The sequence below is a fragment of the Mycobacterium sp. genome, assembly GCF_965277065.1.
Classification (GTDB): Bacteria; Actinomycetota; Actinomycetes; order Mycobacteriales; family Mycobacteriaceae; genus Mycobacterium.
On the sequence record NZ_CBDIBT010000019.1, the window covers coordinates 401,732 to 422,042 of the forward strand.

The following is a 20,311-nucleotide window of genomic DNA, read 5'->3' on the forward strand; positions in this document are numbered from 1 at the left end:
ACCGTGCGCCGCATGAGCGACGCCAGTGCTGAGGAGCAGCTCACATGACTGCATTCGGGCACGACACCTGGTGGCTGATCCTGGCCAAAGCGCTTCTGGTCTTTGTGTTCCTGGTCCTGACCGTGCTGATCGCGATCCTGGCCGAACGCAAAATCCTCGGCCGGATGCAGATGCGTTGGGGACCCAACCGGGTCGGCCCGCGCGGTTACCTGCAGAGCCTCGCCGACGGCATCAAGTTGGCACTCAAGGAGCCGATCGTCCCGTTCGGCGTCGAGAAACCGATTTTCATTCTGGCGCCGGCCATCTCGACGATCCCGGCGATCACCGCGTTTGCCTTCATCCCGTTCGGACCGCAGGTTTCGGTGTTCGGTCACCTGACCCCACTGCAGGTGACCGATCTTCCGGTGGCCGTGCTGTTCATCCTGGCGCTGTCCTCGATCGGGGTGTACGGGATCGTGTTGGCCGGGTGGTCCTCGGGATCGACCTATCCGCTGCTGGGCGGCGTGCGCTCCACGGCGCAGGTGATCTCCTACGAGGTCGCGATGGGCCTGTCGTTCGCGACCGTATTCCTTTACGCCGGAACGATGTCCACGTCGGAGATCGTGACGGCCCAAAACCGGGTCTGGTATGTCTTCCTGCTGCTGCCGTCGTTCTGCACCTACCTGGTGTCGATGGTCGGCGAGACCAACCGGGCGCCGTTCGACCTACCCGAGGCCGAAGGCGAACTGGTCGCCGGTTTCCACACCGAGTACTCGTCGCTGAGCTTCGCGATGTTCTTCCTTGCCGAGTACATCAACATGACAACGGTGTCCGCGCTGGCCGCCACGTTGTTCATGGGCGGCTGGCACGCGCCGTGGCCACTGACCATGTGGGCCGGCGCCAACAGCGGTTTCTGGCCGGTGCTGTGGTTCACCGCCAAGGTGTGGGTGTTCTTGTTCCTCTACATCTGGTTGCGCGGTGTACTGCCCCGGCTGCGGTACGACCAGTTCATGGCGCTGGGGTGGAAAATCCTCATCCCGGTCTCCCTGGTCTGGGCGCTGATCGCCGCCGGCATCCGCACGCTGCGCGACCAGGGCTACGCGCACTGGACGACGCTGCTGGTCGGCGCCAGCATCGTCGTGACCGCTGTGCTGCTGTATCTGCTGCAACGACCGTTCAGCAACAGACAGCTTCGTAAGAGACGCCGTCGCACAGAGTCCGAAGCCATTTCCCGAATGCCGGCGAACTTCGAGCCGGCTTTCCCGACGCCGGCGTTGCCAGGTAGGCCACTGGCGCCAATCAGCAAGGAGGTAACCAGTGGCTAAGTTCCTCAGTTCCCTCGCCGGGTTCGGTGTCACGTTCGGCGCGATGTTCAAGCGCCCGATCACCGAGAGCTATCCGGAGAACCCCGGCCCGGTCAAGCCGCGCTATCACGGCCGCCACCAGCTCAACCGTTACGCCGACGGCCTGGAGAAGTGCATCGGCTGCGAGCTGTGCGCCTGGTCGTGTCCCGCCGATGCGATCTATGTCGAAGGCGCCGACAACACCGACGAGGTGCGGTTTTCTCCAGGCGAGCGCTACGGCCGCGTCTACCAGATCAACTACCTGCGTTGCATCGGATGCGGGCTGTGCGTCGAGGCCTGCCCGACCCGCGCGCTGACCATGACCAACCACTACGAGATGGCCGACGACAACCGGGCCGACCTGATCTACGAGAAGCAGAACCTGCTGGCGCCGATGCTCGAAGGCATGACTGCGGCGCCGCACCCCAGGGCCGAGGGGTCCACCGACGCCGACTACTACCGCGGCAACATCACCTCACAAGGCCTGCGCGACATCCCGATCACGGACGTCTCGCAGTGACCACCCAGCTGGCCGCCGACGTCGTCGCCCGCACGTCCACTGGCGAAGCGATCACCTTTTGGCTACTAGGCGCGCTGGCGCTGATCGGGGCGCTAGGCGTGGTGATGGCTGCCAACGCGGTGTACTGCGCGATGTCGCTGGCGCTGACGATGATCGTGCTGGCGGTGATCTACATGATCGAAGACGCCTTGTTCCTCGGCGTCGTGCAGATCGTGGTCTACACCGGCGCGGTGATGATGCTGTTCCTCTTCGTGCTGATGCTGATCGGCGTGGACTCGGCGGAATCGCTGGTGGAAACCCTGCGCGGACAGCGGGTTGCGGCCGTGGTGGCCGGGCTGGGCTTGGGCGTCGTGCTGATCGCCGGGATCGGGAACCTCGCCACCGACCGTTTTGCGACAAACGGCCTCTCGACAGACATTGCTCCCGGAGGCAACGTCCAGGGGCTCGCGGCGCTGATCTTCTCGCGCTACCTCTGGGCGTTCGAGCTGACCAGCGCGCTGCTGATCACGGCCGCGATCGGCGCGATGATCCTGGCGCACCGCGAGCGCTTCGAGCGCCGCAAGACCCAGCGCGAGATGTCCATCGAGCGGTTCGGCCCCGGCGGCTACCCCACCCCGCTGCCCGGTCCGGGTGTCTTCGCCCGGCACAACGCCGTCGACACACCCGCGCGGCTGCCCGACGGCTCGCCCTCCCGGTTGTCGGTGCCTGCGGTCCTGGAATTGCGGCCGGTCGGCGAGCGGGATCTGCCGGCTGAAAAATATTCGAACGGTTTTGACGCCATCACCAGAGGGGGTGCGTCGTGAACCCGCAGAACTACCTGTATCTGTCCGCACTGCTGTTCACCATCGGCGCTGCCGGTGTTTTGTTGCGGCGCAACGCGATCGTCATGTTCATGTGCGTCGAACTGATGCTAAACGCGGTGAACCTCGCCTTCGTCACCTTTGCCCGGCTGCACGGTCACCTCGACGGTCAGATGGTGGCGTTTTTCACCATGGTCGTCGCCGCCTGCGAGGTCGTGGTTGGGCTGGCCATCATCATGACGATTTTCCGTGCTCGCAAATCGGCTTCGGTCGACGACGCCAACCTGCTCAAGGGCTGAGGGGATGACACATTTGACGTGGCTGCTCGTCGCGCTGCCCGCGGCGGGCGCCGCGATACTGCTGCTCGGCGGCCGGCGCACCGACCCGTGGGGACATTGGCTGGGCTGTCTGACCGTGCTGGCGTCGTTCGGGGTCGGCCTGTCGCTGCTGGCCGACATGCTCGGTCGCCACGGCGATGGGAGGACCATCGGCCAGAACCTGTTCACCTGGATCCCGGTCAACGGGCTGCAGGTCGACTTCGGTCTGCAGATCGACCAGCTGTCGATCTGTTTCGTGCTGCTGATCACCGGGGTCGGATCGCTGATCCACATCTACTCGGTGGCCTACATGGCCGAAGACCCCGATCGCCGAAGGTTTTTCGGCTACCTCAACCTGTTCGTGGCGGCGATGCTGCTGCTGGTGGTGGCCGACAACTTCGTTGGCCTCTACGCCGGCTGGGAAGGCGTGGGTCTAGCGTCCTACCTGCTGATCGGCTTCTGGTATCACAAGCCGACCGCGGCGACCGCCGCCAAGAAGGCTTTCGTGATGAACCGGGTCGGTGACGCCGGGCTGGCGCTGGGGATCTTCGTGATCTTCGCCAACTTCGGCACCCTGTCCTACTCCGGTGTGTTCGGCGCGGCGGCGGGCGCCAGCCACAGCGCGCTGACCTGGATCGGTCTGCTGCTGTTAGCGGGTGCGTGCGCCAAATCCGCGCAGGTTCCGCTGCAGGCCTGGCTCGGGGACGCCATGGAAGGCCCCACCCCGGTGTCCGCGCTGATCCACGCGGCCACCATGGTGACCGCCGGCGTCTACCTGATCGTGCGCGCCAACCCGCTCTACAGCCTTTCCCCCGACGCCCGGCTCGGCGTGATCATCGTCGGGGCGGTCACGTTGATGTTCGGGGCGATCATCGGTTGCGCGAAGGACGACATCAAGCGCGCGCTGGCCGCGTCCACGATGAGTCAGATCGGCTACATGGTGCTCGCCGCCGGCCTGGGGCCGGCGGGCTACGCGTTCGCGATCCTGCACCTGCTCACCCACGGCTTCTTCAAAGCCGGACTGTTCCTCGGCTCCGGCTCGATCATCCACGCGATGCACGAAGAGCAGGACATGCGCCACTACGGTGGTCTGCGCAGCGCGCTGCCAGTCACCTTCGCCACATTCGGCCTGGGCTATCTGGCGATCATCGGTGTCCCGCCATTCGCCGGCTTCTTCTCCAAGGACGCCATCATCGAAGCCGCGCTGGGAGCGGGCGGAGCCGGCGGCTGGATCCTGGGCGGCGCCGCACTGCTCGGTGCCGGGATCACGGCGTTCTACATGACCCGGGTGATGCTGATGACATTCTTCGGTAAGAAGCGATGGGCCGAGGACGCGCATCCCCACGAGGCGCCCGCGCTGATGGCATGGCCGATGATCCTGCTCGCGGTTGGATCGGTGGTCTCCGGCGGGTTGCTGGGATGGGGCGGCACGCTGCAGCACTGGCTGGAACCGGTGACGACGTTCGAGGAGAGCACACCCGTCGCGCCGAGCTGGGTGGTCAGCGCGGTCGCGGTCGGCGTCGTCGCCGTAGGCTTCCTGTTCGCGCTGTGGCGCTACCTCGGCAAACCGATCCCGGAGACCGCGCCTGCCGACGTGTCGGTGCTGACTGTGGCCGCCCGCCGGGACCTCTACGGCGACGCCTTCAACGAGGAGGTCTTCATGCGGCCGGGCGCGCAACTCACGCACGCGCTGGTCGAGTTCGACGACCAGGGTGTGGACGGCTCGGTCAACGGGCTGGCCAATCTGGTGGGTCGAACCTCGGAGTGGCTGCGCGGCTTCCAGACCGGGTTCGCCCGTAACTATGCGTTGTCGATGTTGGCCGGAGCGGCGCTCTTCGCCGCCGCGATCCTGGCGGTGCAACTGTGGTGACCTCGCACCTGCCTTGGCTTTCCGTCCTGTGGCTGCTGCCGCTGGTCGGCGCCGTCGTGATCATCCTGGTCCCGCCCGGCGGCCGGCAGCTCGCCAAGTACCTCGGCGTGGCCGTGTCGGTGGTGGTGCTGCTCCTGTCGATCGCGCTGACGGTGGCCTTTAAAGTCGGCGGCCCGACCTATCAGTTCACCGAATCTCACCCGTGGATACCGGCATTCGGCGCGGGCTACACCATCGGCGTCGACGGCATCGCGCTGATGCTCGTGCTGGTCACCACGATCCTGGTGCCGGTCCTGCTGGTGGCCGGCTGGAATGACGGTCGCGATGCTGACGACCCGCTGCGCCCGGCTTCGCCGCGCTGGCGATCGTCAGGTGGCGAGCGGTCCCGCGGCACGCAGGCCTACGTGGCGCTGACGCTGACCATCGAGTCGATGGTGCTCATCTCGGTGATCTCGCTGGACGTGCTGCTGTTCTACGTGTTCTTCGAGGCGATGCTGATCCCGATGTACTTCCTCATCGGCGGGTTCGGTGGCGGAGCCCACCGGTCGCGCGCCGCGGTGAAGTTCTTGCTCTACAACCTGTTCGGTGGCCTGATCATGCTGGCGGCAGTGATCGGCCTGTACGTGGTGACCGCCGAAAACGGTTCGGGCACCTTCGATTTCCGTCAAATCGTCGCCGCGGTAACCACGGGCTCGCTGGGCGCCTCCTCGGGTGTGCTCAAGGCGCTGTTCCTTGGGTTCATGTTCGCGTTCGCCATCAAGGCGCCGCTGTGGCCGTTCCACCGTTGGCTGCCCGACGCGGCGGTGGAGTCGACACCCGCGACCGCGGTGCTGATCACCGCCGTGATGGACAAGGTCGGCACCTTCGGCATGCTGCGGTACTGCCTGCAGTTGTTCCCCGACGCGTCAACGTATTTCCGGCCCGCCATCGTCACCCTCGCGATCATCGGCGTCATCTACGGCGCGATTGTGGCGATCGGCCAGACCGACATCATGCGCCTGATCGCCTACACCTCGATCTCGCACTTCGGCTTCATCATCGTCGGCATCTTCGTGATGACGAGTCAGGGCCAGAGCGGCGCGACGCTGTACATGCTCAACCACGGCATCTCCACCGCCGCGGTGTTCTTGATCGCCGGCTTCTTGATATCGCGGCGCGGCACCCGCTCGATCGCCGCCTACGGCGGAATCCAGAAGGTGGCGCCGGTGCTGGCGGGGACCTTCTTGGTCGCCGGGCTGGCCACGGTGTCGCTGCCCGGACTGGCGCCGTTCGTCAGCGAATTCCTGGTGCTGCTGGGCGCATACAACCGCTACTGGCTGGCGGCGGCGATCGGCGTTGTCGCGCTTGTGCTTTCGTCGATCTACATCCTGTGGCTGTACCAGCGGGTGATGACCGGCCCGGTCACCGCAGGCAACGAACGGATCCGCGACCTGGTGCCACGCGAAATCCTCGTCGTCGCCCCGCTGCTCCTGCTGCTGCTGGTGCTAGGGATCTACCCGAAGCCGGTGCTCACCATCATCAACCCCGCGGTGGGCAACACCATGGCGACCATCGGTGCGCATGACCCCCCGCCGATCGTGCGGCCCGGCACGGCGCACATGCCTGGCATCGCGGAAGGACCGCACCGATGACGTCTCTCGCTGCACCAATGCCGACGCCCAGCGTCGAATATGGGCTGCTCTCACCGATCTTCATCGTGTTCGGCGTCGCGCTGGTCGGCGTCCTGGTCGAGGCGTTCGTGCCTCGACGGGCCCGCTACGGCGCCCAGGTACTGCTCGCGCTCGGAGGCTTGAGCGCGGCGATCGCCGCGGTCATCGTGGTGGCCCGCCAGCTCGATCCCCCGGGCCGCTACGCAGTGCTGCACGCGTTGGCCGTCGACGGGCCGACCCTGTTGTTGCAGGGTGCCGTCCTGCTGGTCGCGTTCCTGGCGGTGTTCTTCTTCGCCGAGCGCCACCAAAGCGACCACCCGGCCGCCGGACCGGGCGCCGCGACCGCCACCGCCCACGCGCCGACCGGGCTGCCCCCCGGATTGGAAGCCTTTACGCCGCAGGCATCGGCGGTTCCGGACAGTGCGTCCGAGCGCGAGGCGGAGCGGGCCGGCGCCAGCCAGACCGAGGTGTTCCCGCTGACCATGCTGGCTGTCGGCGGCATGCTGGTGTTCCCGGCAGCCAATGACCTGCTGACCATGTTCGTGGCCCTCGAAGTCCTGTCGCTACCGCTGTACCTGCTCTGCGGGCTGGCGCGGCACCGCCGCCTGCTGTCTCAGGAAGCGGCGGTCAAATACTTTCTGCTGGGCGCGTTTTCGTCGGCGTTCTTCCTCTACGGCGTGGCGCTGCTCTACGGCGCCACCGACACCCTGTCGCTGCCCGGGATCGCGAAGGCGTTGGCCGCTGACCACAGCCACTCGATGGCGCTGACCGGCGTTGCGCTGTTGTCGGTCGGGCTGTTGTTCAAGGTCGGCGCCGTCCCGTTCCACTCGTGGATCCCCGACGTCTACCAGGGTGCGCCAACCCCGATCACCGGGTTCATGGCCGCCGCCACCAAGGTCGCGGCGTTCGGCGCCCTGCTGCGCGTGGTCTATGTCGCGCTGCCGCCGCTGCACGACCAATGGCGACCGGTGCTGTGGGCGATATCAATTGCGACCATCGCGGTCGGCACGGTCACCGCGGTGACGCAGACCGACGTGAAGCGGATGCTGGCCTATTCGTCGATCGCGCATGTGGGCTTTCTCCTGACCGGCGTGATCGCCGATAACCGTGCGGGTCTGGCGGCGACGATGTTCTATCTGGTCGCCTACAGCTTCAGCACGGTGGGTGCGTTCGCGGTGGTCAGCCTGATTCGTAACGCGCACGGCGAAGAAGATGCCACCACCGCGCACTGGGCGGGCCTCGGCCAGCGGTATCCCGTTGTCGGCCTGCTGTTTTCGATGTTCCTCCTGGCGTTCGCCGGTATCCCGCTGACCAGTGGATTCATCAGCAAGTTCGCGGTGTTCTCCGCTGCGGCCAAGGGCGGTGCGGTGCCGTTGGTCATCGTCGGTGTGATCGGCAGCGCGGTCGCCGCGTACTTCTACGTTCGGGTGATCGTGCTGATGTTCTTCACCGAGCCGCACGCTGAGCCGGTCCACGTCGTGATGCCCAGCTTCTGGAGCAAGGCGGCCATCGCGGTATGCGCCGCGATCACGATCGGCCTGGGCATCTTCCCGCAGTCGTTGCTCGACCTCGCCGGGCAGGCCGCACAGTTCCTGACCTGACGTCGACGCTGGTTGTCAGCGACGACGACGGCGCGGTCTTCGCCGGCGGACTCGAAATGGCTTTGGGCTGCGACTTTCTCATCGCCTCTGAGCGCGCGCCAATCATGGCCGGACTCAAGGAAATCTAGGTCACCAGCTCGGACGCGATCACCGCCCCTGCTCTTGCCGCCGAACAGGCCATCGCCGGTGCACAGACTCTGGATCGTGACGGGCGCAAAGATCGTTACGCCGAGATCAGCCAGCGCAACCGCCGCCAAATCCGGTCTCAGCCGGACGCGAGCAGCGGGCTGTAGTCGGTCGGCGGGTCGACCAGATTCATTGAGCGGTAGAGCTTTTCACTGAGTGCCGGGCTGCCCTCAGCCGCGGAGAGGACCGCCTCGCGGAACTCCAGCAATTCCTTGGACGCCGAATGATCGGGATCCCCACTGTCCATGTAGAGATCATTGAACTGATTGGATGCCCACATCGGTCCGATCTGCTCAGCAGCCGCCGCGAAGAATCGCTGCGCGAAGTCACCGTTCGCTTCGGCCAGACACGCTTGCAACGCCGTCGCTTCCAGCGCTGCCACCGTCATGCCTTGGCCGTAGATCGGATTGGTACTGCAGATCGCGTCGCCGAACACCAAGAGGCCCGCCGGAAACCGATCCATCTGGTCGTAGCGCCGCCACGTGGCACCCGGGTAGCGGAACATCGAGATCTCACTGATTGGCTCACCGCGCTTGAGCGCCCGCAACAACGCGGGCGGTGCGAACTGGGTGGCCATCCGGATCATCCCGGTGAGGCTGTCCGGTGGTTCGTTGTCGGCCACCCGCGTCAACGTGAAAATCCAGGTGTCGTGCTCGTACATCGAAAAGGCCCCGCCAGTAGCCTTTTTCGGCTCGGGAACCACGAACGTCATCCGCTCTTTGATGATCCCCTCCGGGATCCGCATCAGCAGACTGGTGTAGTTCGCGGTGGTCGTCGAGCGTTCGGCGACTGGTCGCCCGTAGCCGATGTCTTCCAGGAAGGCCGGTGTGCGCGCCCCGCGTCCCATCGCGTCGACCACCAGGTCGGCGTCCAGGGTTCGCTGCTCTTCGGTTTCGCGGTCAACGATCTTGGCACCGGTGACGCGCTGCGGGGTCGGCGCGACCGGCTCGACGAAGTCGTGTCCGTCGAGGATCTCCACATTGGCAATCGCGCTGACCCGTTGTCTGACATGCGATTCCAGCAACGGGCGGCTCAGCAGGTGGAGCTTGACGGCCGACGGGTCGCTGAATTTGCCCTCTCGGCTCAGCTCGTGACCGGCGACCCGGATGGACACCCGGGACAGATCGCCGTCGTCGCACACCGCGGCGCCGGCGGCGATCAGGTCTTGGTGAATACCGGGGAACAGCTGGGCCAGTTCGTGGGCGCCGCGGCTCCACAACACGTGAAAGTGGCGACCCTGCGGAACACCGCGCCGCTGATCGGCCGCGTCAGGCAGCTTGTCCCGCTCGACCACCGTCACTGTGCCGTAGAAGTCGCTGAGCACCCGGGCGGCGAGTAGGCCGCCCATGCCCGCACCGCAGACGACTGCCCGTCCCCCCAGTTTGCCCACCGGTTTCCCCCTCGCCCCTAGCACGTCTGCCGGCTTACGCTACAGAGATAGTTGAGAACAGAGGCCGGAATCATCGAGCCGAGGATGCCGATCACAGCCGCCTGCAAGCGACGTGCGAGCTAAACCCCGGCTGTGACCATGTCGTCGAATGCGACCGCGGCCAGGTCCGGCCGTAAGACGCTCAATTCCTCGAGTTCCCCGTCGGCACGCCGCTGCACCAGCAACGGGATGAATCCTCGTACCCGGCTGCTGTTGAAGTGCGAATACGCATGGCGCACAACGGTGGCAACGTGGTCCATCGGAAGAGCCGAATACTTCTCGGCGAGGCGACGCTCCACGTCGTTGATCCACGCCCGCTCTTCGGGAGGCATCCCGATATTGTTGCCGCCAACTGACCACCGGTCAAGATTTTGTGTACCCCGGCTATGTAACCAAAATCGCAGCGCACAACCCTCGCGCTAATCATCTTCGTCATGCAGAAAGGGCCGAGTGGCCAGCAGGTAGATCGCGAACACCGCGAGCGGGGCCAGCAACGGCAACCACGGCAGCTGCAGCGGAAAAGCGGTCGCGACCAGCCCTGCAAGGGTAAACCCCAAGGCAGCGACCAATGTCGCCGCGCTCACCGAGTCGAGGCCGATACCGCTTGCGGCGCCATGCCGCAACACCAGGTAGAGGGCTGCCGACAGCCCAGCCACCGCCGCCACCGTGGCGGTCGGGCCGGTCAACGCGATCACCGCCGCGGTGAGCAGCACAGCGAGCGTGGCAACGGGACGAAACAACACGGCAACCGTCACGGCGACCAGCGCAGACACCGCGGCGACCCGAGCCGTGCCGTGCGTGCCGACACCGACCGCGGCCACCATCAGCAGTCCGCACGCCGTCGACGTCAGGTGCGCGACCAGGTGCGTGCCGCGCTTCATCACCGTCGCCCCGCAGGCCGTCGACGGTGATCGGGCACCGCCTGCATCGACTGATCCAGGGTGCGATCCGGCTCCCAGGCGACCACGTCCACGCCGACGGTGCCCATGTCGCGGTACATGGACGAGCGCTGCAGCGCCCACATCCGGTGCACCAACGGATCCTGGGTGGTGCGGAACGGAGCACCCTGCAACACATCGACCGCCACCACGACGTGACCGCGGCGGCGCAACTCGATCAGCGCCAGCGCGAATTCGGTGTCCAGCAACGTGGAAAAACCGAAGACGATCGCTCCCGAGGGAATCGCCGCCCGTGGTGCCAATGTCCCAGTGCTGCTTTCGAATTCGTCTCCCGCTTCGAGCACGGCGTCCAGCACGCGGTAAAACTGGCGCTGGCCGATGTCGGCGCCCAGCCAGCGCGGCCTGCGACCGCCGAGCGCGACAAGGCCGGCCCGGTCACCATTGCGCAGCGCGGTCTGCACCACCTGGGCGGCGCCACGCACGATCCGTTCGGTGGCGTCGGTCGCAGGGCCGGCAGGCTGCGGATAGCCGTCGATCAGCACCACCACATCCGCGGAACGATCGGTCAGCCGCTGAGTGACGTGCAGCCGACCGCGGCGGGCACTCACCGGCCAGTTGACCGTGCGTAGCTGATCGCCCGGTACGTAGGTTCGGATGTCGGCGTACTCGACGCCGCGTCCGATGTGCCGGGTCAGGTGGGTGCCCAGCCGGTCGAGCAGCGCCGTCGGCGGAAGCGTTGTCGGTTGAGGTGGCGTCATCGGGAATACGGTCACCTCCGCCGCGTCGACGGTCCCCGCGCCGACCAACAGGCCACCGTGCGCGAGGACCTGGACCGAGGCCCGGACGGGATACCGACCCCAGCGCGCGGCACTGGCGGCCACCGTCTGCCGCGGACCAGGTGCCCGCTGGACACGGTCGAGTTGCATTCCGTCCATCGCTGACACCGCGAGTTTGATTGCCGTGCCGAATGTTTCAGTTGCCGCCCACAGAGTCAGTTGTATTGGCTCGGCTTCGAAGCATCGCTGCGCTCCAGGCTCGGCGTGCACACTGACTTTCGGCAGCGACCGCTGCCAACTCACCGAACACAACACACCCAACAACGGCGCGGCGAAGGCGACGAGTTGCCAAGACGATCGGATCACGCCGACCGCCAGCGCAAGCGCCGCGCAGGTGGCGATTGCTCGCGTCAATGACGATGCGCGCCAACGTAGCTCAACCTCTCGAACCTCAGCCACGCAACCTACTGTGGGCCGCCGTGCGTTCGTGGGACCGGCAAACGCCGCAACAGCTCCGCGATGATGTCCGAACCTTGAATCTTGCGGACCCACATCTCCGGACGCAACGTGATCCGGTGCGCCACCACGGCCGGCGCCAGCGCCTTGATGTCGTCAGGGATCACGTAATCGCGGCCGAGCAGCAGGGCGCGGGCACGGGCGAGCTGCACCAGATCGATTTCGGCGCGGGGGCTGGCACCGACCGCCACCTGGGGGTGGTGTCGGGTCGCGGCGGCCAGCGACACGACATAATTCAGCACGTCTTCGTGGACGCTCACCTGCTCGACGGACTCGCGCATCGCCAACAGATCATGTTGATCCACAACCTGATTGATCGTCGGCTCCGCCGATCCCCGATCCAGGCGGCGCCGCAGCATCGACACCTCGTCACGCTCCGAGAGATAGCGCAGTTCGAGTCGTAACGCGAACCGGTCCAGCTGCGCCTCGGGCAGCGGGTAGGTGCCCTCATACTCGATCGGGTTGTCGGTCGCCAAGACGATGAATGGCTGCGGCAACGGGTGCGTCACCCCGTCGATGCTGACCTGACCCTCGGCCATCGCCTCGAGCAGAGCCGCCTGAGTCTTGGGCGGGGTGCGGTTGATCTCGTCGGCCAACAACAGGTGAGTGAAGATCGGGCCCGGGCGGAACTCGAAGTGACCCGACTGCATGTCGTAGACCGTCGAGCCGAGCAGATCCGCCGGCAACAGGTCAGGGGTGAACTGCACACGGGTGAAATCCAGCCCGAGGGCCGCGGCGAACGACCGGGCGATCAACGTTTTCCCGAGGCCCGGCAGATCTTCGATCAGTACGTGCCCGCGCGCGAGCACCGTCGTGAGAATCAGCGTCAGCGCCGCGCGTTTTCCCACCACGACGCGCTCGATCTCGTCGAGCACCGCCACCGCGCGGGTCGTCGTCGTCGCCACTGTCTCGGAGGTCATAACCGACGCGTACCCCCTGTCATACCTGCTCAAGCCGTTCCAGGATTTCTTCAAGCTTCGCCCGGCCCGGCCCGGGTTCGCTCGCGCCGGTGCGCGACACGTTGTTGGGATCCACCCAGGCCCACAGCTCCGAGCCGAAAAGTGTTCGCCCCGTCGCGGCGAACGCCGCTGCGTCTTTGGCTTGTTTCTGACCGGTTGCCATCCCGAATCGCCGCGCCAGCATCGGCCGCAGATGCCGATCCCAGTCGGCGCGCGTCGAGTCCGACCGGTGGATCAGCGTCTCCGTCCGGGACAGCCAGCTGCGCAGCGTCTCTTCGAGGGCATTCGGGACCTCGGCCGGCGGGGGTTCGATGTGTCGGCCCAGGAATTGCCGCACGTTGACCAACGCGAACAGCACGGCGGCACCGGCCGCCCACAGCACAAGCCGACGATCGTGCAGCGACAGCGCGGTCAGCTCCGCGCACAGCACGAGAGAAACACCCAGCGCGATAAGCCTTTTCATACCGAACTCCGCATGTCGGCGAGCACCAGCTGTAAAACGTCGACCGCCCGGCTCCGATGCGTCTCAGTCATCACATGCGGGCTGAACCGCGCCTCTTCGAACAGCTTGACCAGTTCGGCCGCATTGTCGACGTGCAGCGCGTGATGTTCGACGGCGCGCGCCAAAACCTCTGTGGGAGTGTCGAAATCCTGCGGCACCGCTCCTGGGTGGCGTCGCAGCTCACGTTCCATCGCCGCGTAGCATGCGATGATCGCCTGCCGCGGTTGGTGATCGGGATCTTCGATCTCGGCCAACCCGCTTTCCGCCGCCCGCACCAGCGATGTGGCCGCCGCGGCAACGGGAGCGTGCTGGTCGAGCGGTCCGACCGCAGCGGTGGGAGGATCGGCGACCCGGCGGCGGCGAGCGACGACGGCCCCCGCGACGATCATCACCAGCAGCGCCACCGTGCCGGCGATCAGGTAATGCAGCACGTCGCGATCCGAGCCGTCGTCGTGGACTCCCGGTTGTGGCGGAGCGCCGCCGGGCGGAGCGGAAACCGTGGAGGTCGGCAGCGACCGCGGCTGATCGACCTGGTGCGGGCCGATGAGCTGCGACAACAGCCACGCAACGACCAGCCACACCAGAAGCACCGCTGCCACCATCAGCATCACCCGCCAGGCCGGCCGGCCGCCGCCGTCGGAAAATCTCGTCGGCAACGGGCTGGCGCTGCTTGCCGTCCGTCGCGGGTCGCGCAGCCGGGCGATGATCGCCACCGCCACGATCACCAGCGACACACCGAGTAAGACCGCAACGGAGATCAGTGACGCGCCGCTCTGCGGTGGTGGCCGGTCGGCACGCTCGACTCCAGGGAGATATCCGCGCAGCGCCGCGGCGATGGCGATCAACAGCACGATCACGGCGACTACGCGGCTAGTCGCCCTGTCAAAGATCGGCACACCACTCGACAAGTGCCCATCGTGGCACGGAGTTGAGCCGGACGGCCAGTGATCGACCCAGTTCAGTGGCGCTCGGCGAGCTGCGCCAGCCGATCCACCGACGCCTGCAGCTTGTCACTCGTCGTTTCGCGGGCGCGCGCGAGTCGGTGCTGATCGGTCAAGCGCGTCCAGTCATAGGTGTGCGTCACCCGGGTGCTGGCATCGCCCAGCGGCTCGAGTTCCCAACGCCACAGATGCCCGGGGGGCTGCTCACCCACCGCGGACGGGGTCCAGGCGATGCGACGGGCTTCCACGAACTCGACCACATGATTCTCCCGAACGCCGCCATTGGTCAGCGTCATGGTGAAGATGTCGCCGACCGTGCGGACTCGTTGCCCACCTTCGGCATTCGCGAGGTTGCCGTTGCCGTCCCACTGCGGCTGTCGCGCGGGGTCCGCGATCGACTCGAAGATCTGGTCCGCGGCGGCGGCGACGTCGCGACTCGCGCTCACCACCCGCGGGCCTTCTGTGTGCTCGGACATCGCTCGATCCAAGCACTCAGCCGCGGCGGTAGTCCGCGAGGTAGGACGGCAGCGGCACGGCCGGGTCGAGGTCGTCGGCGGGAATAGGCGATCCCGGCTGCAGGGTGAGAGGCACGATGCCGGCCCAGTGCGGCAACGTGAGGTCTTCCGGATCGTCAACGGGCCCGCCCGTGCGCACCTTGGCGGAGACCTCCTCGAGGTCGAGGGCGATCACGGCGGTCGCCGCGAGCTCGCGGGGGCTGGGAGGCCGGCTGTCGGTGGATCGACCGGTCGCGATGTGTTCCAGCAGCGCCGCCAGGGCGCGCCGTTTCTCGTCGTCGTCGCGCACCAGGCGAGCGTTGCCGACCGCGACAACCGACCGGTACTCCAGCGAATGGTGCATCCCCGAGCGCGCCAGGACCAGGCCGTCGACCAGCGTCGCCGTAACGCACACGGGCAGACCCTCGGGCGCGCCGGCGGCTGCGAGCATCGGCCCGCTACCGGTCGATCCGTGCAGGTAAAGCGTCTCGTTCAGTCGGACGTGCATGGTCGGCAACACCACCGGCCCCGCATCACCGACAACGCCGACGTGACAGAACAGTGCCTCATCGAGGATGCCGTGGACAGTGGCGCGGTCGTAGCGGGCGCGTTCGCGATACCGGGTGGGGACGGTCCGCGCCGTGGGCGCATATCCCTGATCCGCCGTCATAGTTGCCTCCTCATTTGCACTAGTACATACTTATTTATGTGCCAGAACAATACCTGATCCGCGGGACGGGTGCCGAGGCAATTGCGTCCGACGTCGAAGCCGCCATTTCCGCGGGCGCGCTGGCGCCCGGCGCCGAACTGCCGCCGATTCGCGAGCTGGCCGGTTCGCTCGGCGTCAACGCGAATACGGTGGCCGCCGCGTATCGCTTGCTGCGTCAACGCGGAGCCGTGGAGACTGCGGGCCGGCGCGGCACCCGTGTGCGGAATCGTCCGGCGACCACTCCCCGCTCGCTACGTGGAATCGCCGTGCCGACGGGTGCGCGTGACCTGTCCACCGGCAACCCGAATCCCGCCCTGCTGCCCATTGCCGGGCTCAGCACGGGAGGCGGCGCACCCGTGCTGTACGGAGATCCAGCGGTCTCGGCTGAGCTGGCCGTGTTCGCCCGAATCTCGCTGACCGCCGACGGCGTTCCGGCCGAACACATCGCTGTGACCGCCGGTGCCCTTGACGGCATCGAACGCGTTCTCGCCGCCCATCTTCACCCCGGTGACCGGGTCGCGGTGGAAGATCCCGGCTGGGCCAACCTCTTGGATCTGCTTGCTGCGCTGGGTTGTTCAGCAGAGCCGGTACGAGTCGACGACGACGGGCCGCTGACGGCCGATGTGGACCGGGCGCTGCGCCGCGGCGCACGCGCGCTGATCCTGACATCCCGCGCGCAAAACCCGACCGGTGCCGCGGTGTCGAGTGTGCGCGCGACGGAGTTGCGGGCGCTGCTCGCCGCGCATGACGACGTGTTGGCCATCGAAGACGACCACTGCGCAGGAATTGCGGGCGCACCGCTGCACACCCTGTCCGGCACCACCCGGCACTGGGCGTTCGTCCGCTCGGTCGCGAAGGCCTACGGCCCCGACCTGCGATTGGCACTGCTGGCCGGCGACCAGCGCACGGTCGAACGGGTGCACGGGCGGCTCCGGCTGGGCCCCGGATGGATCAGTCATCTCCTGCAAGACCTCGCGGTCCGCCTCTGGAGCGACACGGCTGCCACCCAGATGGTGCACGACGCCGAAGTCGCCTACACCCGCAACCGTGAACTGCTCCGCGCCGCGCTGACCGATCGTGCGGTGACGTCCCACGGTAGGTCGGGACTCAACGTCTGGGTCCCAGTCGCCGACGAAACCGTCTCGATCACAAGGCTTTTGAGTGCAGGTTGGGCCGCGGCGCCGGGAACTCGGTTCCGGGTCGGCAGCCCGCCGGGAATGCGGATCACCATCTCGGGGCTTGCTGCCGACGACATCGACGCGTTGGCCGACGCGATTGCCGAAGCGGTCCTTGCCGTCGGTCGCGCCAGTGTGTAGCCGAGCGTTACCGTAGGTGGCGATGATCGGCGATCGCTGGAACGTGACGGACGACGAGGTCGCCCGCAGCTACCCGTGCGACGAGTTCGTCGGCACGCCGACGCTGCAGGCGTGGCGCGGAGTCACGGTGCACACCACGCGAGAGGTGTTGTGGCCCTGGATCGCTCAGATCAGGCTGGCGCCCTACTCCTACGACTGGATCGACAATCTCGGTCGACGCTCGCCGCAGGCCTTGATCGGCCTGCCCGAACCGCTAGTCGGCGAGTCGTTCTCCACCGCCGCCACCCGGCCCTTCGGCCGCATCCTCGCCGTGCAGCCGCCGGAACATCTCACCGGCGAAATCATGGGCGCGTGCATCTCTTACGTCCTTGTGCCGCAAGGGCAGTCGACTCGGCTCTTGATGAAGCTGGTCACCGGCGCCAGCCGCTGGGCGGCGCCGTTTCTTTCGGTCGGGGATCTTGTGATGGCGCGTCGGCAACTGCTCAACCTCAAGGCGCTGGCCGAACGCGCGTAGTTATCCACAGTTGGGGTTTGATCCACAGGCGGTGCTGCGCAGCGCGCGTAGAGGCGTTGTGTGTCGGGCGTATTCATAGCCTCGAGATATGGGTTCACCGATCAGCGCCGACGAGGCACGGGAACGGATCAAGTCCGCTCTCGATGCGATCGACGCTGGTCACAACCTGTTGCGCGATACTCCGTCGGATCTGGTGGGCAACGCGTTTCGCGTCGACATCGCAGAGCGCCTGGAAACTCAGGAGCGCATCAACCGGGGCTTGATGTACCGGATCTTCGGCGAGATCGCCGATCCGCCCGACGAGGCCGGTTCTATCGCGCAGATGCGGTCGGCGCTGTGGAACCGGCTCCGCCTCACACCCAACGAGATCACTCGGCGGTTCAAGTTGGCGGCGCGTGTTACGCCACGTCGGTCGCTGACCGGTCCACCGCTGCCGGCCGAGTTACCGGAGTTGGCCGCCGCTGTTGAGTCGGGTGTCGTCGGCGACGACCACATCCGCTCGGTCTGCCGAGCGATCGACGTATTGCCCGCGTGCGTATCGCCGGTCGACGTCGAAGCGGCCGAGCGCACCCTGGTCCGTCACGCAGCCAGCGTCGACGCCGGGATCGTCGCGAAACTCGGTCAACGCATCGCCGACTACCTCAATCCCGACGGCCTGTTCAGCGACGAGGACCGCGCCCGTCGCCGGGGGCTACACCTCGGCCCCCAAGGAGCGGACGGGATGTCGCGGCTGTCCGGATTGCTCGACCCGCAGTGCCGTGCCTACCTCGAGGCGATCGAGGCCGCGATGCGACCGGGCCGTCACCAGCCGGACAACGACTCCGATTCACGAGATGACCGCACCCCTGCCCAGCGCTGCCACGACGCGTTGAAGTTCGGCCTGGAGACTGCCATTGCATCCGGCGGCTTGGGCGTGCACCGCGGCCATTCGGTCACCGTGGTTGTCACGACGACGCTGGCCGAACTCAACCAGGCGGCCGAGGCCGCGTTCGACTCGTCGGTTCCGATGCCGCCTCCCGCGACAACGGGTGCCGGTTCACGGCTGCCGATGCGGGACCTGATTGCCATGGCCGGCAGATCAATCCATTACTTAGCGGTGTTCGACGACCACACCAACCGACCGCTGTACCTGGGCCGGCAGAAGCGCATCGCCACCGCAGATCAACGGCTGATCTGCTACGCCCGTGACCGCGGCTGCACGCGTCCCAACTGCCTCGAGCCGGGCTACCGTTGCGAGGTCCATCATTCGAACGACTGGCGACTCGGCGGGCGCACCGATGCGGACCAATTGTTCTTCCTCTGCGGCGGCGACCACGGCGTGACGAGTCGCGGCGAAGCGGACACCTGCGTCGTCGACGGCCGGCTGGGTTGGAGCGATGGAACCGGACCGCCTGAGATCAACCACGCCCATCACCCCGATGAACTACTCCGAGGCGATCCGGATCCTCCGGGAGAGGCCGCCTAGGTCCCGAACGCGCGGAAGCTGCCGTCCAGCACCTGCAGGTGTCCGATCGTCCGCCCAGTCACCACCGCGGGATCGGCCAGCACCAGTTCGGCGGCCGCGCGGGCGAACTCGTCCGCGGTCGACACCTCGTCGAATTCGCGGGCGTAGTACGAAAGGCCGGGCGTCATAATCGCTTTCGACGGCGACAGCGCATTGACCGCGATGTTGTGCGGCGCCAGATCGTAAGCGGCACAGGATGTCAGGTGCTCCAGTGCGGCCTTGGACCCGCCGTAGCCGGGGAGCACCCCGCCACTGTGATCGGCGTACGGTCCATCCCCCGGTAGCCGTGACGCGACCGAGCTGATGTTGATGATCGAGCCGATGCCTGCCGCGAACATGTCCGGGCAGACCAGCTGGATCAGCTCGTAAGTGGCGAATACGGCGATCTCGAAGTGCCGGCGATACGCGCCCAGCGGCGTGCCGAGCACCGGCGGAAAGTCCGCTTTGACGGCACCCTGCTGCGCTGTCGCGGGCTTGCGGCGCGCGTCGTCGCCGGGCTTAGGCGGACGACCCGGCGCGGTGAATGCCGCATTGTTGACCAGAATCGTGATCGGACCCAATGCATCTCGCGCCTCGCCGACCAGCCGGACGATGTCGTCGCGGTCGAGCAGGTCGGCCCGGATCGCCAGCGCGCGTCCGCCGGCCGCCTCGATTTCGGCGACGGTCTCGCCGATCGTGCCGGGAAGCCGGTCGTCCCAAACATTTTCAGTCCGGCCGACCACGGCGACAGCCGCTCCGTCGGACGCCAGCGCCAGCGCGATTTCCCGGCCCAGTCCGCGGCTGGCGCCGGTGACGATAGCGGCCCGCCCCTGTAGTCGTCCCGTCACCGGCCAGACCTTACATCTCGGGTGACGCCGTGTGCGAGGATCGCCGTCGTCTGGTCCACCCACGCGTCGTCGAGCGGCTCGTCTGGGCTCAACAGCATCCGCAACAACGTCGACCCACCGATCAATTCGATGAGCCGGTCCGGGTCGACGTCCGGATGTACTTCACCACGGTCGACCGCTTCGCTGAGCCGCATCTGCACCGCTGAGAACAAATCCGCGAACCGCGACATCACTCGGGCGTTGAGCTCGGCGTCGGCGCTCATGTCGGCGACCAGGCCGGGCAGCGCGGCACGTACCACCGGGGTGGTGAACACGTCGCGGGCGGCTGCGATCATCGCCCGCAGGTCAGCGGCCATTCCGCGGGTGGGGCCGACCAGCGCCGTCGGCGCTACCGGGAAAGCCGCCTCGTGCACCAACTCGGCCTTGCTCGACCAGCGCCGGTACAGCGCGGTCTTCGTCGTCCCGGCGCGCTCGGCGACCGCGGCGAGGGTCAAATTCGAATACCCAATTTGGACAAGCAGATCCGCGGTCGCCGTCAATATGGCAGCGTCGATACGCGGATCCCTGGGCCGCCCGGCACCCGTAGTCTTGTCAACCGCCGATGGGTCTGCTTTCATAACGCTACCCACCGTATCGTAATTGCCTCGACGAAGAGGACCT

Annotated in this window: 21 protein-coding genes; 10 read left to right on the top strand and 11 right to left on the bottom strand. The window is 66.8% G+C overall.

All coding sequences use genetic code 11. The features are described 5' to 3' along the window. The first annotated feature begins 44 nt into the window (after positions 1–44). From nuoH to nuoN, 7 genes are read left to right on the top strand one after another with little or no spacing between them, the layout of a single operon-like run. Positions 45–1,304, top strand: a complete 1,260-nt coding sequence (gene nuoH, locus ACQY5A_RS19060; RefSeq protein ID WP_428341894.1) for an NADH-quinone oxidoreductase subunit NuoH — start codon at positions 45–47, stop codon at positions 1,302–1,304. Continuing rightward, positions 1,297–1,842 carry an NADH-quinone oxidoreductase subunit NuoI gene (nuoI, locus tag ACQY5A_RS19065; protein WP_428341895.1) on the top strand — a complete coding sequence of 182 codons (546 nt, stop codon included), beginning with the start codon at positions 1,297–1,299 and terminating at the stop codon, positions 1,840–1,842. The genes nuoH and nuoI overlap by 8 nt, the downstream gene beginning before the upstream one ends. After that, on the top strand, positions 1,839–2,645 hold the full coding sequence (locus ACQY5A_RS19070) for an NADH-quinone oxidoreductase subunit J (RefSeq protein WP_428341896.1): 807 nt from the start codon (positions 1,839–1,841) through the stop codon (positions 2,643–2,645). The genes nuoI and ACQY5A_RS19070 overlap by 4 nt, the downstream gene beginning before the upstream one ends. Beyond that, positions 2,642–2,941 carry an NADH-quinone oxidoreductase subunit NuoK gene (nuoK, locus tag ACQY5A_RS19075; protein ID WP_428341897.1) on the top strand — a complete coding sequence of 100 codons (300 nt, stop codon included), beginning with the start codon at positions 2,642–2,644 and terminating at the stop codon, positions 2,939–2,941. The genes ACQY5A_RS19070 and nuoK overlap by 4 nt, the downstream gene beginning before the upstream one ends. 4 nt (positions 2,942–2,945) lie before the next feature. Further along, a complete protein-coding gene (gene nuoL / locus ACQY5A_RS19080) occupies positions 2,946–4,829 on the top strand; it encodes an NADH-quinone oxidoreductase subunit L (RefSeq protein ID WP_428341898.1) in 1,884 nt (627 codons plus the stop codon). Then, the gene (locus ACQY5A_RS19085) at positions 4,826–6,460 is read left to right on the top strand and encodes an NADH-quinone oxidoreductase subunit M (protein WP_428341899.1); all 1,635 of its coding nucleotides are present in this window, start codon (positions 4,826–4,828) and stop codon (positions 6,458–6,460) included. The genes nuoL and ACQY5A_RS19085 overlap by 4 nt, the downstream gene beginning before the upstream one ends. Next, positions 6,457–8,079 carry an NADH-quinone oxidoreductase subunit NuoN gene (gene nuoN, locus ACQY5A_RS19090; RefSeq protein ID WP_428341900.1) on the top strand — a complete coding sequence of 541 codons (1,623 nt, stop codon included), beginning with the start codon at positions 6,457–6,459 and terminating at the stop codon, positions 8,077–8,079. The genes ACQY5A_RS19085 and nuoN overlap by 4 nt, the downstream gene beginning before the upstream one ends. 265 nt (positions 8,080–8,344) lie before the next feature. Here the strand turns inward: nuoN and ACQY5A_RS19095 are convergent, their stop codons facing one another. The 9 genes from ACQY5A_RS19095 to ACQY5A_RS19135 all read right to left on the bottom strand — a co-directional run bounded on the left by ACQY5A_RS19095 (position 8,345) and on the right by ACQY5A_RS19135 (position 15,451). Then, on the bottom strand, positions 8,345–9,655 hold the full coding sequence (locus tag ACQY5A_RS19095) for an FAD-dependent oxidoreductase (RefSeq protein ID WP_428341901.1): 1,311 nt from the start codon (positions 9,653–9,655) through the stop codon (positions 8,345–8,347). A gap of 119 nt (positions 9,656–9,774) precedes the next feature. Beyond that, positions 9,775–10,026, bottom strand: a complete 252-nt coding sequence (locus tag ACQY5A_RS19100; RefSeq protein WP_428341902.1) for a three-helix bundle dimerization domain-containing protein — start codon at positions 10,024–10,026, stop codon at positions 9,775–9,777. Between the two features lie 87 nt (positions 10,027–10,113). Continuing rightward, positions 10,114–10,575, bottom strand: a complete 462-nt coding sequence (locus ACQY5A_RS19105; RefSeq protein WP_428341903.1) for a hypothetical protein — start codon at positions 10,573–10,575, stop codon at positions 10,114–10,116. Further along, entirely contained in the window at positions 10,575–11,828 is a 1,254-nt protein-coding gene (locus tag ACQY5A_RS19110) for a DUF58 domain-containing protein (RefSeq protein WP_428341904.1), read from the bottom strand. Before ACQY5A_RS19110 ends, ACQY5A_RS19105 begins: the two co-directional genes overlap by 1 nt. Before the next feature lie 5 nt (positions 11,829–11,833). Further along, on the bottom strand, positions 11,834–12,805 hold the full coding sequence (locus ACQY5A_RS19115; protein WP_428341905.1) for an AAA family ATPase: 972 nt from the start codon (positions 12,803–12,805) through the stop codon (positions 11,834–11,836). A gap of 19 nt (positions 12,806–12,824) precedes the next feature. Then, the gene (locus ACQY5A_RS19120; protein ID WP_428341906.1) at positions 12,825–13,307 is read right to left on the bottom strand and encodes a hypothetical protein; all 483 of its coding nucleotides are present in this window, start codon (positions 13,305–13,307) and stop codon (positions 12,825–12,827) included. Further along, entirely contained in the window at positions 13,304–14,203 is a 900-nt protein-coding gene (locus ACQY5A_RS19125; RefSeq protein WP_428341907.1) for a DUF4129 domain-containing protein, read from the bottom strand. The genes ACQY5A_RS19120 and ACQY5A_RS19125 overlap by 4 nt, the downstream gene beginning before the upstream one ends. A gap of 101 nt (positions 14,204–14,304) precedes the next feature. Beyond that, on the bottom strand, positions 14,305–14,763 hold the full coding sequence (locus tag ACQY5A_RS19130; protein WP_428341908.1) for an SRPBCC family protein: 459 nt from the start codon (positions 14,761–14,763) through the stop codon (positions 14,305–14,307). A gap of 16 nt (positions 14,764–14,779) precedes the next feature. Then, positions 14,780–15,451, bottom strand: coding sequence for a pyridoxamine 5'-phosphate oxidase family protein (locus ACQY5A_RS19135; protein WP_428341909.1), 672 nt, complete (start codon positions 15,449–15,451; stop codon positions 14,780–14,782). Between the two features lie 38 nt (positions 15,452–15,489). Between ACQY5A_RS19135 and ACQY5A_RS19140 the strand changes: the two genes are divergently transcribed. The 3 genes from ACQY5A_RS19140 to ACQY5A_RS19150 all read left to right on the top strand — a co-directional run bounded on the left by ACQY5A_RS19140 (position 15,490) and on the right by ACQY5A_RS19150 (position 18,785). Next, positions 15,490–16,806 (top strand): aminotransferase class I/II-fold pyridoxal phosphate-dependent enzyme, encoded by a 1,317-nt coding sequence (locus tag ACQY5A_RS19140; RefSeq protein ID WP_428341910.1) that lies wholly within the window; start codon positions 15,490–15,492, stop codon positions 16,804–16,806. A gap of 22 nt (positions 16,807–16,828) precedes the next feature. Then, the gene (locus ACQY5A_RS19145; RefSeq protein ID WP_428341911.1) at positions 16,829–17,320 is read left to right on the top strand and encodes a polyketide cyclase; all 492 of its coding nucleotides are present in this window, start codon (positions 16,829–16,831) and stop codon (positions 17,318–17,320) included. A gap of 88 nt (positions 17,321–17,408) precedes the next feature. After that, positions 17,409–18,785, top strand: coding sequence for a DUF222 domain-containing protein (locus ACQY5A_RS19150; RefSeq protein WP_428341912.1), 1,377 nt, complete (start codon positions 17,409–17,411; stop codon positions 18,783–18,785). On the opposite strand, the gene ACQY5A_RS19155 is transcribed toward ACQY5A_RS19150, so the two are convergent. Both ACQY5A_RS19155 and ACQY5A_RS19160 read right to left on the bottom strand, forming a co-directional pair. Continuing rightward, positions 18,782–19,651 carry an SDR family NAD(P)-dependent oxidoreductase gene (locus ACQY5A_RS19155; RefSeq protein ID WP_428341913.1) on the bottom strand — a complete coding sequence of 290 codons (870 nt, stop codon included), beginning with the start codon at positions 19,649–19,651 and terminating at the stop codon, positions 18,782–18,784. The two genes, ACQY5A_RS19150 and ACQY5A_RS19155, sit on opposite strands and share 4 nt — an antisense overlap. Further along, a complete protein-coding gene (locus ACQY5A_RS19160; RefSeq protein ID WP_428341914.1) occupies positions 19,648–20,268 on the bottom strand; it encodes a TetR/AcrR family transcriptional regulator in 621 nt (206 codons plus the stop codon). The genes ACQY5A_RS19155 and ACQY5A_RS19160 overlap by 4 nt, the downstream gene beginning before the upstream one ends. Positions 20,269–20,311: the final 43 nt, after the last annotated feature.

What these genes read in the sequence shown, in the direction of transcription:
- nuoH (WP_428341894.1), top strand. Translation starts at nt 45, where the DNA reads ATGACTGCATTCGGGCACGACACCTGGTGGCTGATCCTGGCCAAAGCG.
- nuoL (WP_428341898.1), top strand. Translation starts at nt 2,946, where the DNA reads ATGACACATTTGACGTGGCTGCTCGTCGCGCTGCCCGCGGCGGGCGCC.
- nuoN (WP_428341900.1), top strand. Translation starts at nt 6,457, where the DNA reads ATGACGTCTCTCGCTGCACCAATGCCGACGCCCAGCGTCGAATATGGG.
- ACQY5A_RS19100 (WP_428341902.1), bottom strand. Translation starts at nt 10,026, where the DNA reads ATGCCTCCCGAAGAGCGGGCGTGGATCAACGACGTGGAGCGTCGCCTC.
- ACQY5A_RS19105 (WP_428341903.1), bottom strand. Translation starts at nt 10,575, where the DNA reads ATGAAGCGCGGCACGCACCTGGTCGCGCACCTGACGTCGACGGCGTGC.
- ACQY5A_RS19115 (WP_428341905.1), bottom strand. Translation starts at nt 12,805, where the DNA reads ATGACCTCCGAGACAGTGGCGACGACGACGACCCGCGCGGTGGCGGTG.
- ACQY5A_RS19120 (WP_428341906.1), bottom strand. Translation starts at nt 13,307, where the DNA reads ATGAAAAGGCTTATCGCGCTGGGTGTTTCTCTCGTGCTGTGCGCGGAG.
- ACQY5A_RS19130 (WP_428341908.1), bottom strand. Translation starts at nt 14,763, where the DNA reads ATGTCCGAGCACACAGAAGGCCCGCGGGTGGTGAGCGCGAGTCGCGAC.
- ACQY5A_RS19135 (WP_428341909.1), bottom strand. Translation starts at nt 15,451, where the DNA reads ATGACGGCGGATCAGGGATATGCGCCCACGGCGCGGACCGTCCCCACC.
- ACQY5A_RS19145 (WP_428341911.1), top strand. Translation starts at nt 16,829, where the DNA reads ATGATCGGCGATCGCTGGAACGTGACGGACGACGAGGTCGCCCGCAGC.
- ACQY5A_RS19150 (WP_428341912.1), top strand. Translation starts at nt 17,409, where the DNA reads ATGGGTTCACCGATCAGCGCCGACGAGGCACGGGAACGGATCAAGTCC.
- ACQY5A_RS19160 (WP_428341914.1), bottom strand. Translation starts at nt 20,268, where the DNA reads ATGAAAGCAGACCCATCGGCGGTTGACAAGACTACGGGTGCCGGGCGG.